The organism is Streptomyces sp., from assembly GCF_036566765.1.
GTDB lineage: Bacteria > Actinomycetota > Actinomycetes > Streptomycetales > Streptomycetaceae > Streptomyces.
Genome location: NZ_DATCVQ010000160.1, coordinates 1 through 14,618, shown reverse-complemented (window position 1 = coordinate 14,618; position 14,618 = coordinate 1). Strand labels below are relative to the sequence as shown.

Sequence of the window (14,618 nt, the reverse complement as noted above, 5' to 3'; positions counted from 1 at the left end):
GGGGTGGGGAAGAGCGAAGACGTCCGGTCAGGCGATCGGAGAGAGGACCTTGAGGGCGGTGCCGTGGATGCCGGGGGCGGCGGCCAGGAAGTCTCGGCTGCCGGTGTTCCAGGGTTCGCCCGTCAGGTCGGTGACGGTGCCTCCGGCTTCGGAGACCAGCAGGGCGCCGGCGACCAGGCCGGAGCGGACGTCGGAGAACTGCCAGAACGCGTCCATGCGTCCGGCGGCGACGTGGATGAGTTGCATCGTCGCGGGAACGGACACGCGCACGACGAGGCCGTTGATGAGCATGGCGGTGACGGAGTCACCGATCCGCCGGAAGGTGCGCTCGTCCTCGCCGGGCTTGGCCTGGCCGGTGCCGATGAGCGCGGCGCCCAGGTCGGTCTTGGCGGACACCTTCAGGGGTCGGTCGTTGAGGTGGGCGCCGCCGCCGGCGACGGCGGTGTAGGTGCCGCCGGTCAGCGGCAGGTGGACGACGGTGAGTACCGGCTGGTTGTCGCGGACCAGGGTTGCGGTGACGGACCAGTCGTCCATGCCGTGAACGTGGTTGATGTTGCCCTCGGCGGGGTCGACGACCCACCACTCCCCCGGCGGGAGCGCGCCGCCGGCCAGCTCGTCCTCGGCCCACTGCGACCCCGGCCGGGCCCGCAGCAGCGGCTCCCGCAGCACGTCCAGTACGGCGTCGTCGTTGGCGTGGATCTCGCCGACGACCTCGTCCAGACTCACGCCCCGGGCGTGCGAGGTGTAGCGGTCGCGCAGCGTGACGCCAGCGACCTTCACCGCGGCGGTCACGTCGGACAGCAGCGTCGTACCGGCGTCGAAAGGCATGGCTGTGCTCATGGTGGGCTCCCTGGGGTCTGTCGAATCTGTCGAAGCGGGGCGGTTGTCTCGCCCCCGCACTTCGAAGGTAGGCCGCCTAACCATTAACAACAAGTGCATGCTTGTCACTTGTAGAGTTACTGCCATGCAATTGGATCTGAACCTGCTCACCGCCCTGGACGCCCTGCTGGAAGAGGGCAGTGTCGCCGGCGCCGCAGCACGCCTCCACGTCACCTCACCGGCGATGAGCCGCTCCCTGGGCCGCATCCGCAAGGCCACCGGTGACCAGATCCTGGTCCGCACCGGCCGCAGCATGGTCCCCACCACCCGCGCGCTGGCCATGCGCGCCCAGGTCCACACCCTCGTGCAGCAGGCCCACCAACTTCTGTCCGCGCAGCAGGAACTCGACCTGGCGACTCTGGATCGGGTGTTCACCGTGCGCTGGCACGACGCCCTGACCGCCGCTTGCGGCACCGCCTTGACCACGACCGTCCACCATCAGGCCCCCGGCGTCCGGCTCCGCCTGTCCGCCGAACCCGGGACGGACGACGCCGAACTGCGCCGAGGTGAGGTCGACCTCGAATCAAGCTCCAGCGCTCCGACGCTCCCCGACATCCGCCACCGCATCGTCGGCAGGGACCGGCTGATCGTCGCCGTCCGCCCAGGCCACCCGCTCACCGAAGGCCCGCTGAGCCTCGAGCGCTACGCAGCCGCCGAACACCTCACCGTCTCGCGTCGCGGAAACCTGCGCGACCCCATCGACGACGCCCTGACCGCACGCGGCCTCGAACGACGCGTCGTCGCCGCCGGACCCACCGCCGCATTCGCCCTGCAACTCGCTCTCGACACCGACCTGGTCGTCACCCTCCCCGACGCGGTCACCCGCACCGCCCGGGAACAACTCGGCCTGGCCACGCTGCCGCCGCCACTCCCGCTACCCGACGTACCCCTGTACTTGCTGTGGCACCAGCGCTACGACAACGACCGCGCCCACACCTGGCTGCGAGACCTGGCCACCGAAACCGTCCAGGCACTGTTCACACCAACGACCGCCTCTCAACAGCCCCTCACCAACCGGACCGGGCAGTGACGGATACGCCCGGGGAAAGGGCTGCGGCAGCTGACTCCCGTTCTCGTGAGCATCACCTGTTCGTGCGAGGTTGCGACTCCCACCTGGCCCCTGACGGGCCCGTACGCTCCGGGCGCCCGGCGCCGGCCCCGGGCTCTTGTCTCTGACCCCACCCGCAAAGCAACGGTCGAGCTCGTTGTCAGTCGATGGCCTGGTAGAGCGTGGTCCAGAAGTCGTTCATGGCACGCGGCGAATCCGGGGTGGACAGTCCGACCTGGGTGAGCAGGACTCCGGTGAGCTGGTTGGTCCTGTCTGCGTAGGCGGTGGTGCCGGTGCCGCCGAACCAGCCGAACTGGCCGATGGGCGCGTAGTCGCCGCGATGTGTGCGCACCGCCATCCCGAAGCCCCAGCCGGCGCTCGACCCCTGGCCGGACGACAGGTGGGCGACGTTGCTGAACATGGCGTCCCGGGCGACTAGTTGCTCGGGCGAGAGACGGTTGGTGGTCATCAGCTCGACGGCGGCCCGGGACAAGATCCGTTCGCTCCCGTGCATCCCGTGGTTCAGCAGCATCTGGAAGTAGGCGTGGTAGTCGTCGGCGGTGGAGACCAGCCCGCCGCCGGCGCCCTGGAACGCGGGAGGCACGCTGGACCTCCCCCCTGCCGCCTCGTCCCACACGACGAACTCGCCGGTCTGCGGGTCGGGCCCGTACAGGGGCGGCAGTCGGTCGATCTTGTCGGCGGGCACGTGGAAGGCGGTGTCCTTCATCCCCAGCGGATCGAGGATGCGTTCGCGCAGGAACGTCTCCAACGACTGTCCCGTGACCCTGGAGACAAGCACACCGACCACCTCGTTGCTGAGGTCGTACTGCCACCGCACTCCGGGCTGGTACTGCAGCGGCAGCTCGCCGAGGCGGCGCATCCACTCGTCCGGCGCCGGCGCCGGCCCGGATGCCACGCTGTAGTCGAGACGCTCGAAGGTCGCGGCCCTGATCGGGGAAGCCATCCACTCGAAGTCCACTCCGAGCCCGAACGTGGAGGTCAGCAGGTCCCGTACGGTGATCGGCCGCTGCGCCGCCACGGTGTCGTCCAGCGGTCCGTCGGGCCTCTTCAACACCCGGCGGTCGGCAAGTTCGGGCAGCCACTGATCCACCGGGTCGTCCAGCCGCAGCCGACACTCGTCGAGCAGGATCATCGCCGCCGCCATCGTGACCGGTTTGGACGTGGACGCCATCCGGAAGATCGTGTCCCGGCGCATCGGCGAGCCACCGTCATGACGCATCGTCCCGATCGCTTCGACGTGCGTCTGGCCGCCGCGGCTGACCAGGGCGACAAGGCCGGGAATCTTCTTGGACTCGACATGCCGTGCCAGCACCCCGCGCAGTCGGCGCAACCCTGCGTCGGAGAAGCCGCTGTTGCTTGTTCCCATGATGATTCTCCTGTTCACAGTGTTGGTTCCCACGGCGGCCCTGGTGGCTGCCTGGCCCTTCGAGCGGCCATGTGAAGAGCCTCCACCCTTGACCCAAGGTCAAGGTCAACCCGCTATCGCGACTAAGGGGTGACCGGCACCGATCGCAGGCGTCCCGGTCCTCGTCGGCGGCAGGGGGATGGGCTAGAACTGGTGCGCGCTACCCTCGCTCCTGTGATCGTCCGGACTTCCCGGCCGACGCGGTTCGCGAGACCGCAGCCGCCCACGATCTGGAGGTGCGCCGACCCGATGGCAGACGGGCTCACGATCGGTCAGGCGGCGGCGTTCGTCGGTGTCACGATCAAGACCGTGCGGCACTATCACCGGCTCGGCCTGGTCGCCGAGCCGGATCGCGACGGTTCCGGCTACCGCCGTTACCGATCGGGCGAGCTGTTCCGGCTGGTCCAGGTCCGGACCCTGGCCGCGGCCGGCGTGCCGCTGGCCGAGATCGGTGACCTGCTCGACGCCGATCCCAAGACGTTCGCCGCCACCCTGGACAACGTCCATCACCAGCTCACCGAACGGATCGAAGACCTGATCGCGCGCCGCGACAGGCTGCACCGTCTCGACCATGGCGACCGGGCCCTGCTGCCCGACCGGGCCTGCGCGGTCTTGGACCGACTCGCCGAACTCGGCTTCAGTCCCGACTACGTGACCGGTCAACGGGAGGCTCTGGTGCTGGCCCGGGCGCTGGTCCCGGAGATCTTCGACAGCTTCCTGACCCGGCTTGAACATTCGCTCGACGATCCCGAGTCCGTCGAGCTGACCAAGCGCGGTTGGGATGCGAGGGCCTGGGATCCGGACGACCCGCGGATCGAGGAGCTGGCGTCCACAATGGCCGACAAGCTGCTGACCAACCGCGCGCTGCTGGCGATGCCGACCGGGTTTCGGAACCAGTCCGACGCCGCCTCCCGGTACGGAATGGTCAACCACCACCGGGAGGACCAGTCACCGTCCATCGCCCGGTTGAATACGCTGGTCGAGGCGAAGCTGCGCGCAGCCGGCATCGCCGTTCCGAGTCAGTGACGGCCGCCGTACCGGTCCTCCGCCTCAGCCCAGCGCGAGCAGGCCGGTGACTTCGAGGATCGCTTCCGGGGAAGGGTGGAAGTACTTCCGTACGTTCTCCCCTTCTTGTGCCGGGACTTCGCCATCAGCATGAGCAGACTCGCCCTGCCCTCACCACGATGGGTCAGACGTTCAAGCCCTCCCCGGAGGCGATCTCCGAGCTGACCAGCCTGCTCGCCCCCGGCGACGCCCGCCGTTGACCGGCTGCGCAGGGCGGGGCCGGCCGCACGGGCGGGGAGCCGTTCAGCGAGGAATCACCCAGCCCGGCGCCCAGGTCCCGGCGGCGTCTCGGCCGGCCGTCGTGGCGGCGAGGTGGGTGCGGAGGGTGGCCAGCGCTGGGTGGGGGTTGTCTCGGTGCCAGAGGAGCGAGTGCGGGTAGACGGGTGTCGGGTCGGTCACCGGGATACGGCGCAGGCCGTGGTCGGTGGGCCAGATGAGGCGGGTGTGTTCGCCCATGAAGGTGGCCAGGGCCGGGGTGTCGGCGATGGTGTCGAGGAGTGCGTCGGAGCCGAAGTTGGGGCCGGTCACTTCGATGGTGAGGCTGAACTCGGCGACGAGGTCGTCGTAGTAGGCGCCCCACTCGGTACCGGGGGCGATGCCGGGCATCCAGATCCGGTGCCCGGTGAGCTGGGCGACGGTCACCGACCGGGCGCCCGCCAGTGCGTGGGCGGGGCCGGTGAGGAGTTGGAGCGGCTCGTCGAGCACCCGGACGGACGCGATGTCCCCGGGAAGGGGCCGGCCGGGCGCGGCGACGGCGCGGAAGGACGCGTCGATCGCACCGGAGCGAATCGCTGTGACGGCCGTCTCGATGTCGAACAGCATCATCACGTCGAGGTCGATCTCGGGGTGTGCACGATGGAAGCCGCGCATCAGGCTCGACTGCGCGCTGCGCGAGGCGATCACGTCGACGCGCAGCGGACGGTGGCCCGGGCGCACGGACGCACCCGCGCGCTCGGCGACGCGCAGCAGCTCGCGTGCGTGGGGCAGGAACGCCTGCCCATCGATGGTGAGCTCGGCGCCGCGTGGGGCGCGGATGAACAACCGCACACCGAGGTCGCGCTCCAGTGTGGCGATGCGTTTGGAGACGGCCTGCTGGGTGATCGACAGGTCGGTGGCGGCTTTCTGGAACTGGCCCGCTTCCGCGACGGCGACAAAGGTACGTACTGCTTCGAGGTCCACGCCGACCCACCTTAGTGAACAACTGGTGGTTGTGGATCGCTGGCAGGTCAGTTGTTTGACCTGCTGTTGTCCTGCCCGCTTACCTCTCATCGGTCAACGTCATTTTGTTCGGATGGGACTTCAAGGGGAGTGCGTTGAGCATGGTGGGCAGGAGACGGTTAGGCCGGCAGTTCGGCTGGCTGTGGGCGTCATATGCGGTGAGCGCGTACGGGTCCGGGCTGGGATTCGGGGCGTTGCCGCTGATCGCTGTACTGGTGTTGCATGCCGGCCCTGCTGAGGTGTCCGCGCTGTCCGCGGTAGGGCCTGTGGTGGGCGCGCTGATCGCGGTGCCGCTCGCGCCGTGGGTGGAGTTCCGGCGCAAGCGCCCGGTCATGATCATGATGGACCTGGCCCGGTTTGCGGCCATGGCGACGATCCCTGTCGCCTACGCCTTCGGTCGGCTGAGTTTCGTGCAGCTGCTCGTGGTCTCGGCCGTGGTCGCCGCAGCCAAGATCGCCTTCAACGCGGCCGGCGGCGCCTACCTCAAGGCCCTCGTGCGGCCGGACGACCTTCTCGTCGCCAACGCGCGGTTCGAGTCCACGAACTGGAGCTCCATCGCGGTCGGACCACCGCTCGGCGGGGCGGTGATCGGCCTGTTCGGGCCGGTCACCACCGTGGTGGCCGACGCGCTCAGCTACCTGCTCTCCGCGCTGGGCATCACCGCGATCCGCGGCCAGGAAGAAGCGCCGCGAACGACCGACAAGAGCCCGCTCCGGGCGGGCGCACTGCTCGACGGCTGGCGGCACATCATGGGCCACCCCGGTCTGCGGCCGCTCTACCTCAACCAAATGCTCGTCGCCGGTCTGATCATGGCCACCGAGCCGCTGCTGGCCGTGCTCCTGCTTCGTCAGCTCGGGTTCCCACCCTGGCAGTACGCCCTCGCCTTCGCCGCTCCCTGCCTCGGCGGCCTCATCGGCTCCCGGCTGGCCCGCCGTGTCGTGGACCGCTACGGCCGGCACTGGGTCTTCCGGACCGTCGGCACCCTGCGTGCCATCTGGCTGATCGGCCTGGCCTTTGTCCGTCCCGGCGTCGTCGGTCTCGTCACCGTGATGGCCGTCGAGCTGGCAATCATCATCAACATGAGCCTGTACAGCCCGGTGCTCGCCACCTACCGGCTCGAACACACCCCCAAGCATCTCGTGGCCCGCACCCTGTCGGCCTGGTCGATCGGCCAACAGGCATCCATCGCCGTCCTCACCGCACTCGCCGGGCTGCTCGCCGACGTCACCAGCCCACGCACCGCTCTCACGATCGCAGGACTGCTCATCCTGACCACACCACTCCTGCTTCCCCGACAGGACCAGACGTCGCAGCACGAGCCGGAACTGTCCCGCAGCCACCGATGAGGCACCACAACTTGCCACCCGCAGGCCGCAGCCGGTCCGCCGGTGCGCGTCCGCGTCGACCTGGCACACCACCCGTTAAGTCGACCTGGCACACCACCCGTTAAGGAGAACACTCGCGTGAGCACTGCCCCCGCGCTTGACCCCACCCGCACAGCGCTTCTCGTCATGGACTACCAGCCCGCGATCCTGGCCTTTGTGCCCGAAGGCGAGGACCGCAACGCCCTGCTCGGTCGCGTGGAAGGGGCCATCGCCGACGTTCGCGCAAGCGGCGGCACCATCGCCTACGTACGCGTCGGCTTCACCGATGCCGACTGGGCCGCGATCCCGGCCTCCAACAAGTCCTTCGCCCCGCTGGCCCAACACCGCGTCATGCATCACGAGGACCCTGCCGCTGCCATCCACGAGCGCCTGGCTCCCCAGGACGGCGACATCGTCGTGCGCAAGATCCGCTACGGCAGCATGTCCACCACCGACCTCGACCAGCAGCTACGCGAGCGCGGCATCACCACACTGGTCGTCTCCGGCATCAGCACCAGCGGCGCCGTCCTGTCCACCGTCGTCGACGCGGCCGACCGCGACTACCAGCTCTACGTCCTGTCCGACGGCGTCGCCGACCCAGACACCGAAGTCCAGAACGTCCTGCTCCACCATGTCTTCCGCTCACGGGCCCACATCATCGACACCACCGAGCTGCACATGCTGCTCCGGGCTGACTGACTCGAACCAGGAGCCGATCCCACCCACGGCCGCCGCACCCACCCGGTGTCGGCCGCCCACACCCCCAGTGCCGACCCAGCAGCAGCCCGGAGCTCACCGCCGCCTACCGCACCCGCCCCCGCGACCTCAGGTTGCGTTACGGTTCCCGGCACCCTACGAGCCGGTGACCAGTGCAAACGTCACCGCCGGGATAGCCCCGGCGGTGACTTCCGCCCCCACCGGGTTCACGCCTCTTCGGCCGCGTCCGGGTCGCGCAGCGGAGGCAGGCCGCCGGGCAGGTCGAGGAGCTGGAAGGAGTACCGGCCCAGCATGTTCATTTCTGGACGAATTCCGTGCGCGGGTCCGGCTCAACTTCAAGTGCACCCTGAGCAGACTGGCTCCGACTCCTGCCGCCTCCAGGTCACCGAGGTCGAGCACCAGGCCCGCAGGATCGGGATCCGACCGGGCCGTTCTCCCCGGCAGAGCGCGGTCGTGCCGCCCCGTGGTCACCGACGTGACTGGTCCTCGCCGTCGCGCTGATCGTCGAGGCGGACAGTCAGGTGGGGCCAGTGCTCGGACCACTGCGCCAGATCACCCGCGGTCAACGACCACCGCGAACGCAGGGTTTCGTCCGGCAGGAAGCGGACGCAGGTCCCCGTGGTCCCGTCAGCTTCGACGGGCTGCAGATCGGTCACCGGGAGGCCGTGCTCATAACGCTGGCTCCAGGATCCGTTGAGGCGGCGGTTGGTATGAATCAGCCACTCGCTGAGCGCTGCGACGACGGACATGCCGCGACGCGGATGTCCGTCCGGAAGCCGCTCCGCCTCCGGGAGGTCGAAGAACCGAAGATCCTTCGTAGCCATGACCGGCTTCTTCACCGCCCGGCCATGCTCGTCGACCCGAGTGTCGGTGCCCCGGCCGTCATCCTTCACCGACACCGAGCCGTCGGTATGCAGCGTGACCACACACCGTCCGCCGCCCCGGCTCGCTGCCTCGTCAGCGGCGTAAGCAAGGATCTCAAGAACGAGGTGCTCCGGCCCGCCCGGAGCGAACTCCGCGAATCCCTGGCGGATCCGACCGAGATGGTCCGCGTCCACGATGTCGGCCCAATCGTGCGTGGTGTTGACCCAAGAAGCCCTTGATCCATCCATCCGACAAGTATCCGCTGGGGCTCCCGTTCAGGCTGCTGGAACGAACCGCTCAGCAGTGATCGTCAGGGCCGGGCTCGGCGCTCTCGCCGAGATCTGTGAACGTGGCGGGGCCGCGCACACCAGTGCACGGCCCCGGCATATGGGCGCGTACCGTCGGCGCAGCCGCGTTCGCTCGACCTCGCATAGCGTCCCAATCCGGGCATAGCGGCGGAGCCTGCGGGCAGCAGCAGTGCAGGCCCCGTCGCACCAATCCCCTCCGTGCGGCGGGGCCGCGTCGCGCAGGGGGTCAGGCGGCCGGTTGCGCGCCGGCGAGGGCGCGGGACAGTGCCTCGGCGAAGCCGTTCGGGTTCTCGATCAGCATGTTGTGCCCGGCGTCCGGTACCTCGAAGACCGGGACACCCGCCGCCTCCATGCCGTCCGCCTCCGCGTCCGGGCGGCTGCGCTCGCCGACCAGGAACGCGCGCGGCCGGTCGAGCCGCGTCAGCAGCTCGCCGCCGGACGGCGCGGTTCCCTCGACCAGCGCGACGGCGCTGCGGTGCAGCGCGACCGGGTCGGCGAGCCGCACCCGGGCCGCGTAGTCCGGGGCCTGCTCGGCGAGCATGCGGGCGTGGCCCTCGCGGACGAACTCCGCCTCGGACTGCTCCGCCACCGGGGTGCTGAACGCCCCGCCGCCCGGGTACAGGTTCGGCTCGGCGACCACGAGGCGGGCGACCAGGTCCGGGCGGGCGGCGGCGAGTTGGATCGCGACCGCGCCGCCCATCGAGTGGCCGACGAGGTCCACGCCCCGGATCCCCTCGCGGTCGAGAAGCTCCGCGACCACCTCGGCCTGCTCCTCCATGCGGTAGCCGAAGTCGCGCGGGCGGTCGCTGAGTCCGTAGCCCAGCAGGTCGACCAGCAGCGAACGGGCACCGCGCAGACCGGGCCGCGCGACGACGTGGGCGAAGTCGGAGGACGCGGTGCAGCCCAGGCCGTGCAGGTACACGCGCACCGGCGCGCCGGGGTCGTCGCCGGGCAGGTCGATCCAGCGGATGTACGCCCGCGTCTTGGCCAGTTGCAGCTCCCGCACCGCGAACCCCCTCGTCAGGTCGTCGTACTCGATCTCGGCCACCCTATGTCGGCCGCGCCGCTGCTGGTCACTTGCTGGGAAGCCTGGTCGCGAGCAGCGCACCGGCCGCCGCGACGGCCGCGAGAGCGGTCAGGGCGGGGCCGGTCGCCTCCACGAAGTCCCCGCGGGCGAGCAGGGTGGTCGCGACGGCGACGCCGAGCACGGGACCGACGTTCATGGCCGTCTGCTGGAGCCCGCCGGCGACGCCCCCGTCGGCCACCGAGGCGTGGCGCACCACGACCGTCGTCGCGGTGACCATGACGGCCCCGAAACCGGCGCCGACGAGCAGAGACGCGCCGCCGACGGCCACGCGGCCGGTGTCCGGATCGAGCCGGGACAGCAGCAGGACACCGAGGGTGAGCAACAGCGCCGCCCCGACGGTCGTACGGCGCGGGCCGCAGCGGCGCGCCAGAACGGCTGCGAGGGGCGCGGCCAGGACCATCGTGACGGCGACCGGCAGGACGGTCAGCCCGGTGGCCAGCGGGTCGAGGGCCAGTACGTCCTGGAGGAAGTACGTGCACACGAAGAGGGTGCCGAACAGCGCCGCGGAGGCGGCGACCAGCGCGCCGAGCGCGCCGCGGACGGCGGCGGGGCGGAGCACACGGGGCGGTACCAGCGGGCACGAGGTGCGCCGCTCGCGCAGGACGAATGCCGCGCCGAAGGCGGCGGCCGCGAGGAGCCCGAGGACGGAGTCCGGCAGCGTGACGAGGGCGTGCACGAAGCAGGCGAGGGCGGCGGCGAGGAGTGCGGCTCCGGGCAGGTCGAGGGAGGGCGGCGCCTCGGACTCGCGAGCCGGCTCGGGATCCCGGACGACGAGTGCGGGCACGGCGATCGCGAGGGCGGGGACGACGGTGAGCAGGAAGACCGAGCGCCAGCCGAGGTGCGCGACGAGCACACCGCCGACCAGCGGCCCGGCGGCAGCCGCGACGCCGATGGCGCTCGTGCGCAGGGCCAGCGGCATGCCGAGCCGGTCCGGCGGGTAGGCGGCGCGCAGCATCCCGAGGGTGGCGGGCTGGAGCAGCGCCCCGAACACGCCCTGGGCGACCCGCAGTCCGACGACCCAGCCGATGTCCGGCGCGAGCGCGATCCCCGCGGACGCGGCGGCGAAGCCGAGCGTTCCGAGGCCGAACATCCGGCGGTGCCCGTACCGGTCCCCGAGCCGCCCGGCGAGTACGAGCAGGCTCGCCACGGCGATGAGGTACCCGGTGCTGGTCCACTGGACCTGCGCGAACGACGCGTCCAGGTCCCGCTGGAGCGTGGGCTGGGCAACGGTGAGCAGGGTCCCGTCGAGCGCGACGAGCACAGCCCCGACGACGCTGCCGACCAAGGTGAACCTACGATGGCGGACCGCGCCGGGTAGCGGGGCCGGACCGGGCCGGGCGTCCGAGGGCGCCCGGTCATCGGACACTGCGTTCATCGGCCCTCCTCCGCCCCGAGATGCGCGTCCAAGGCGGCGTGCAGGAGCGGCTCGACGTCGTCCGCGCCCGTCGCCAGGCGGAGGCTGCCCCAGCCCCAGAGCTGGGCGATGCCGTGCAGGTTGGCCCAGAGTGCGCCCGCGACGACGGCGGGCGGGGCGTCCGCCTTGGGCCCGGCCCGGTCGACGAGCGTCACGAACTCCTCGAACAGCGGCAGGCTGGTCGCGCGCAGGCCGCCCTGCTGCCCGCTCTCCAGAAGGTCGTGGCGGAACATCAGCTCGTACATGCCGCGCTCGGCGAAGGCGAAGTCCAGGTAGGCCCGCCCCAGGGCGGCCAGCCGCGCCCGCGGCGTCGCCCCGGCATCCCCCGCCGCCGCCAGCCGGGCGCCCAGCGAGGCGAAGCCCTCCGCCGCGATGGCGGACAGCAGGGACAGATGGGTCGGGAAGTGGCGTCGCGGCGCGCCGTGCGAGACGCCCGCGCGGCGGGCGATCTCGCGCAGCGACAGGGCCTGCGCGCCCTCCCGTGTGACGAGTTCGACGCCTGCCGCCACCAGCCGGGCGCGCAGCCCGGCCTCCTGTTCTTCGATCATGGTCCCTGTCTACCAGAAGGGCGTAGACACTGTCTACGCGCCATGGATGGCAAACTGACCGCCGGTCGAACGAAGGAGCAAGACACGTGTCCGTGATCCGCAATCTCCGGCGCCTGATGCGCCGTGCCTACCGCCGGACCGTGGACCTGAGCCATCCCGCCCGTTCCCCGCTGGGCAGTTCGGTCGTCAACTGCGTGATCTACGAGAACGGCGTCCGCCAGCCGGGCGCGTACCCGGCGGAGGAGGCGGTGGCGCGGGTCCGCAAGGCGGGCGCCGGCTTCGTCTGGGTCGGCCTGCACGAGCCGACGGACGACGAGGTCACCGGCATGACGGAGCTCTTCGCACTCCATCCGCTGGCCTCGGAGCACGCCCTGCACCCCCACCAGCGGCCGCGCTTCGAGCGGTACGACGACACGCTCCTCGCCGTCCTCAAGACCTGCCGCTACGTCGAGCACGCGGAGCTCACCGCAACCAGCGAGGTGGTGGACACCGGCGAGCTGTTGGTCTTCGCGGGCCCGGACTTCGTCCTGACCGTCAGCCGCGGCCGGCACGGCTCGCTCGGACCGCTGCGCGAGGCCCTGGAGTCCGTGCCGGACCAGCTGGCCAAGGGGCCGGGCGCGGTGCTGCACGCGGTGACGGACCGGGCGGTGGACGACTACCTCGCCGTGACCGACGCGATGCAGAACGACCTGGACGTCGTCGAGACGCAGGTGTTCAGCGAGGACGCGGGGCGGGCCGACGCCGGGCACATCTACCAGCTCAAGCGCGAGCTGATGGAGCTGAAGCGGGCAGTCGCCCCGCTGGACCGCCCGCTCCAGCAGCTGGTCGCCGGCCCGCCCGCCCCGATCGACGCCGAGCTCCTGCCGTACTTCCGGGACGTCGCCGGGCACCTGACCCGGGTGACGGAGCAGATAGCCGCGTGCGACGCACTGCTCGACTCGATCCTCCAGGCGCATCTCGCGCAGGTGACGCTCGCGCAGAACGAGGACATGCGGAAGATCACCGCCTGGGCGGCGATCATCGCGGTGCCGACGATGGTCTGCGGCGTGTACGGGATGAACTTCGACCACATGCCGGAGCTGCGCTGGGAGTACGGCTATCCCGCCGCCCTCGCCTCGATGGCCCTGGCGTGCTTCGTGATCCACCGCAGCTTCCGCCGCAACGGCTGGCTCTAGGCCCAGGCCAAGGCCCCGACGGCGCTAGCGCTCCTTCCTCGCCAGCACATACGCCTGCGGCGTCGACTCCCCGTCCCCCGCCTCGCGTTCCATCCGCGCCTGGACCGTGAAGCCCGCGTCCCGCAGCAGCCGCTCGATCCGCTCCGGCCGCAGCCGGTGGAAGTCGAGCGACACCGCGTGGCCGAACGCCTCGGTGAAGCTCAGGGGTTCGTCGCCGACCTGGAACGCGAGGAGCAGCAGTCCGCCGGGGGCCAGCACCCGGTGGAACTCGGCGAGCGTCGCCGGGACGGCCTCCGGGGCGATGTGGATCAGCGAGTACCAGGCGACGAGGCCGACGAGGGCCTCGTCGCCCAGGTCGAGGGCGGTCATGCTGCCTTCCTCGAACCGCACCTGCGGGTGGTCGCGGCGGGCCAGGGCGACCATCGCCGAGGAGAGGTCGATCCCGTGCACGTCGAGGCCCTGGGCGTGCAGGCGTGCGGTCACCTCCCCCGGCCCGGAACCCACCTCGACCACCGGGCCGCCGCCGGCCGTGCGGACGAGGGTGGCGAAGGCGTCGAGCATCGCCAGGGCGAGGGGCTGGGTGTCATGCACTCCGGCGAAGCGCTCGGCGTAGGCGGTGGCGACGGCGTCGTACGACGTGCGGGTGGCGATCAGGAAGTGAGGCTCGGTCATGGTCGACGACCGTACCGGCCCGGCGACCTCAACCGTCGACGACCGCACCCGCCCACCGGCCTCACACCGTCGACGACTCGCACCCGCCCACCGGCCTCACACCGTCGACGACTCGCACCCGCCCACCGGCGTCACACCGTCTTGATCGAGCCGCCGTCGACGACGTGGTCCGCGCCGGTGACGCTCGCGGCGAGCGGCGAGGCCAGGTAGGCGACCAGCGTGGCGACCTCCTCGGGTTCGACGAGTCGGCCCGTCACCATGCCGACGGCGGCGGGCAGTCCGCCGAGCAGCTGCTGGTGCTCGACGCCCATCGCCTTGGCCAGTTCCGCGCCGTAGCCGTCGGGGCTCTCCCACAGGTCGGTGCGGACCGGGCCCGGAGAGACGGTGTTCACGCGGACGCCGCGGGGGCCGAACTCCTCGGCCAGGGCCTTGCCGAAGGCGGTCAGCGCCGCCTTGGCGGTGGTGTACGCGACGGGCCCGGCGTGCGGCATCCGGGCGCCGTTGGACGAGATGTCGACCACCGCGCCGCCGCCGTCCACGAGGTGCGGCAGGGCCGCCCGGGTGGTGCGGACCGCCGCGAAGAAGTTCAGCTCGAACGCGTCGTGCCACTGACGGTCGCTGACGGCGAGGAAGCCGCCGGTCTGACCCTCGCCGCCGTCGCCGCCGCCCACGTTGTTCACCAGGATGTCGAGGCCGCCGAGTTCGCCGACGGCGCGGGCGACGAGCTCGGCGGGGCCCTCGGGCGTGGCGAGGTCGACGGAGACGCCGATCGCGCCGGTCTCCTTCAGCGCGGGCGTGACGGTGCGGGCCGCCGCGACCACCCGGACCCCGGC

General features: G+C 71.2%; 14 protein-coding genes and 1 pseudogene. 5 read left to right on the top strand and 10 right to left on the bottom strand.

Annotation, left to right across the window (positions count from 1 at the left end; genetic code table 11):
• Window positions 1-27 precede the first annotated feature (27 nt).
• The gene (locus VIU94_RS08485; protein WP_331909225.1) at window positions 28-840 is read right to left on the bottom strand and encodes an inositol monophosphatase family protein; all 813 of its coding nucleotides are present in this window, start codon (window positions 838-840) and stop codon (window positions 28-30) included.
• Between the two features lie 124 nt (window positions 841-964).
• Here VIU94_RS08485 and VIU94_RS08480 point away from each other — a divergent pair, with 124 nt between their 5' ends.
• Window positions 965-1,909 (top strand): LysR family transcriptional regulator, encoded by a 945-nt coding sequence (locus VIU94_RS08480; RefSeq protein WP_331909224.1) that lies wholly within the window; start codon window positions 965-967, stop codon window positions 1,907-1,909.
• Between the two features lie 178 nt (window positions 1,910-2,087).
• Here VIU94_RS08480 and VIU94_RS08475 read toward each other — a convergent pair whose 3' ends face one another.
• Entirely contained in the window at window positions 2,088-3,314 is a 1,227-nt protein-coding gene (locus VIU94_RS08475) for a serine hydrolase domain-containing protein (protein WP_331909222.1), read from the bottom strand.
• A gap of 129 nt (window positions 3,315-3,443) precedes the next feature.
• On the opposite strand from VIU94_RS08475, the gene VIU94_RS08470 reads away from it, so the two are divergent.
• Window positions 3,444-4,379 (top strand): MerR family transcriptional regulator, encoded by a 936-nt coding sequence (locus VIU94_RS08470; protein ID WP_331909220.1) that lies wholly within the window; start codon window positions 3,444-3,446, stop codon window positions 4,377-4,379.
• Between the two features lie 24 nt (window positions 4,380-4,403).
• On the opposite strand, the pseudogene VIU94_RS44640 reads toward VIU94_RS08470, so the two are convergent.
• Window positions 4,404-4,528 (bottom strand): annotated as a pseudogene (locus VIU94_RS44640) (site-specific integrase); the annotation flags it as partial.
• 133 nt (window positions 4,529-4,661) lie between these two features.
• Window positions 4,662-5,597 (bottom strand): LysR family transcriptional regulator, encoded by a 936-nt coding sequence (locus VIU94_RS08465; RefSeq protein ID WP_331909218.1) that lies wholly within the window; start codon window positions 5,595-5,597, stop codon window positions 4,662-4,664.
• A 140-nt stretch (window positions 5,598-5,737) separates the two neighbouring features.
• Here VIU94_RS08465 and VIU94_RS08460 point away from each other — a divergent pair, with 140 nt between their 5' ends.
• Together VIU94_RS08460 and VIU94_RS08455 are read left to right on the top strand one after the other, a co-directional pair.
• Window positions 5,738-6,982: an MFS transporter gene (locus tag VIU94_RS08460; protein WP_331909216.1), complete on the top strand. Its 1,245-nt coding sequence runs from the start codon at window positions 5,738-5,740 to the stop codon at window positions 6,980-6,982.
• A 117-nt stretch (window positions 6,983-7,099) separates the two neighbouring features.
• Complete coding sequence (locus VIU94_RS08455) at window positions 7,100-7,699, top strand: cysteine hydrolase family protein (RefSeq protein WP_331909214.1); 600 nt, start codon at window positions 7,100-7,102, stop codon at window positions 7,697-7,699.
• Between the two features lie 485 nt (window positions 7,700-8,184).
• On the opposite strand, the gene VIU94_RS08450 is transcribed toward VIU94_RS08455, so the two are convergent.
• From VIU94_RS08450 to VIU94_RS08435, 4 genes are all read right to left on the bottom strand, one after another.
• Window positions 8,185-8,775: an ATP-binding protein gene (locus VIU94_RS08450; RefSeq protein ID WP_331909212.1), complete on the bottom strand. Its 591-nt coding sequence runs from the start codon at window positions 8,773-8,775 to the stop codon at window positions 8,185-8,187.
• A 340-nt stretch (window positions 8,776-9,115) separates the two neighbouring features.
• Complete coding sequence (locus VIU94_RS08445; protein ID WP_331909210.1) at window positions 9,116-9,937, bottom strand: alpha/beta fold hydrolase; 822 nt, start codon at window positions 9,935-9,937, stop codon at window positions 9,116-9,118.
• 25 nt (window positions 9,938-9,962) lie between these two features.
• The gene (locus VIU94_RS08440; protein WP_331909208.1) at window positions 9,963-11,351 is read right to left on the bottom strand and encodes an MFS transporter; all 1,389 of its coding nucleotides are present in this window, start codon (window positions 11,349-11,351) and stop codon (window positions 9,963-9,965) included.
• Complete coding sequence (locus tag VIU94_RS08435; RefSeq protein ID WP_331909206.1) at window positions 11,348-11,938, bottom strand: TetR/AcrR family transcriptional regulator; 591 nt, start codon at window positions 11,936-11,938, stop codon at window positions 11,348-11,350. Before VIU94_RS08435 ends, VIU94_RS08440 begins: the two co-directional genes overlap by 4 nt.
• 86 nt (window positions 11,939-12,024) lie before the next feature.
• On the opposite strand from VIU94_RS08435, the gene VIU94_RS08430 reads away from it, so the two are divergent.
• On the top strand, window positions 12,025-13,113 hold the full coding sequence (locus VIU94_RS08430; RefSeq protein ID WP_331909204.1) for a magnesium and cobalt transport protein CorA: 1,089 nt from the start codon (window positions 12,025-12,027) through the stop codon (window positions 13,111-13,113).
• A 24-nt stretch (window positions 13,114-13,137) separates the two neighbouring features.
• On the opposite strand, the gene VIU94_RS08425 is transcribed toward VIU94_RS08430, so the two are convergent.
• Complete coding sequence (locus VIU94_RS08425; RefSeq protein ID WP_331909202.1) at window positions 13,138-13,785, bottom strand: class I SAM-dependent methyltransferase; 648 nt, start codon at window positions 13,783-13,785, stop codon at window positions 13,138-13,140.
• A gap of 131 nt (window positions 13,786-13,916) precedes the next feature.
• Window positions 13,917-14,618: SDR family oxidoreductase (locus tag VIU94_RS08420; protein ID WP_331909200.1), on the bottom strand; the 702-nt coding region annotated here is incomplete at its 5' end.

What these genes read in the sequence shown, in the direction of transcription:
- VIU94_RS08425 (WP_331909202.1), bottom strand. Translation starts at nt 13,785, where the DNA reads ATGACCGAGCCTCACTTCCTGATCGCCACCCGCACGTCGTACGACGCC.
- VIU94_RS08485 (WP_331909225.1), bottom strand. Translation starts at nt 840, where the DNA reads ATGAGCACAGCCATGCCTTTCGACGCCGGTACGACGCTGCTGTCCGAC.
- VIU94_RS08435 (WP_331909206.1), bottom strand. Translation starts at nt 11,938, where the DNA reads ATGATCGAAGAACAGGAGGCCGGGCTGCGCGCCCGGCTGGTGGCGGCA.
- VIU94_RS08475 (WP_331909222.1), bottom strand. Translation starts at nt 3,314, where the DNA reads ATGGGAACAAGCAACAGCGGCTTCTCCGACGCAGGGTTGCGCCGACTG.
- VIU94_RS08440 (WP_331909208.1), bottom strand. Translation starts at nt 11,351, where the DNA reads ATGAACGCAGTGTCCGATGACCGGGCGCCCTCGGACGCCCGGCCCGGT.
- VIU94_RS08480 (WP_331909224.1), top strand. Translation starts at nt 965, where the DNA reads ATGCAATTGGATCTGAACCTGCTCACCGCCCTGGACGCCCTGCTGGAA.
- VIU94_RS08460 (WP_331909216.1), top strand. Translation starts at nt 5,738, where the DNA reads ATGGTGGGCAGGAGACGGTTAGGCCGGCAGTTCGGCTGGCTGTGGGCG.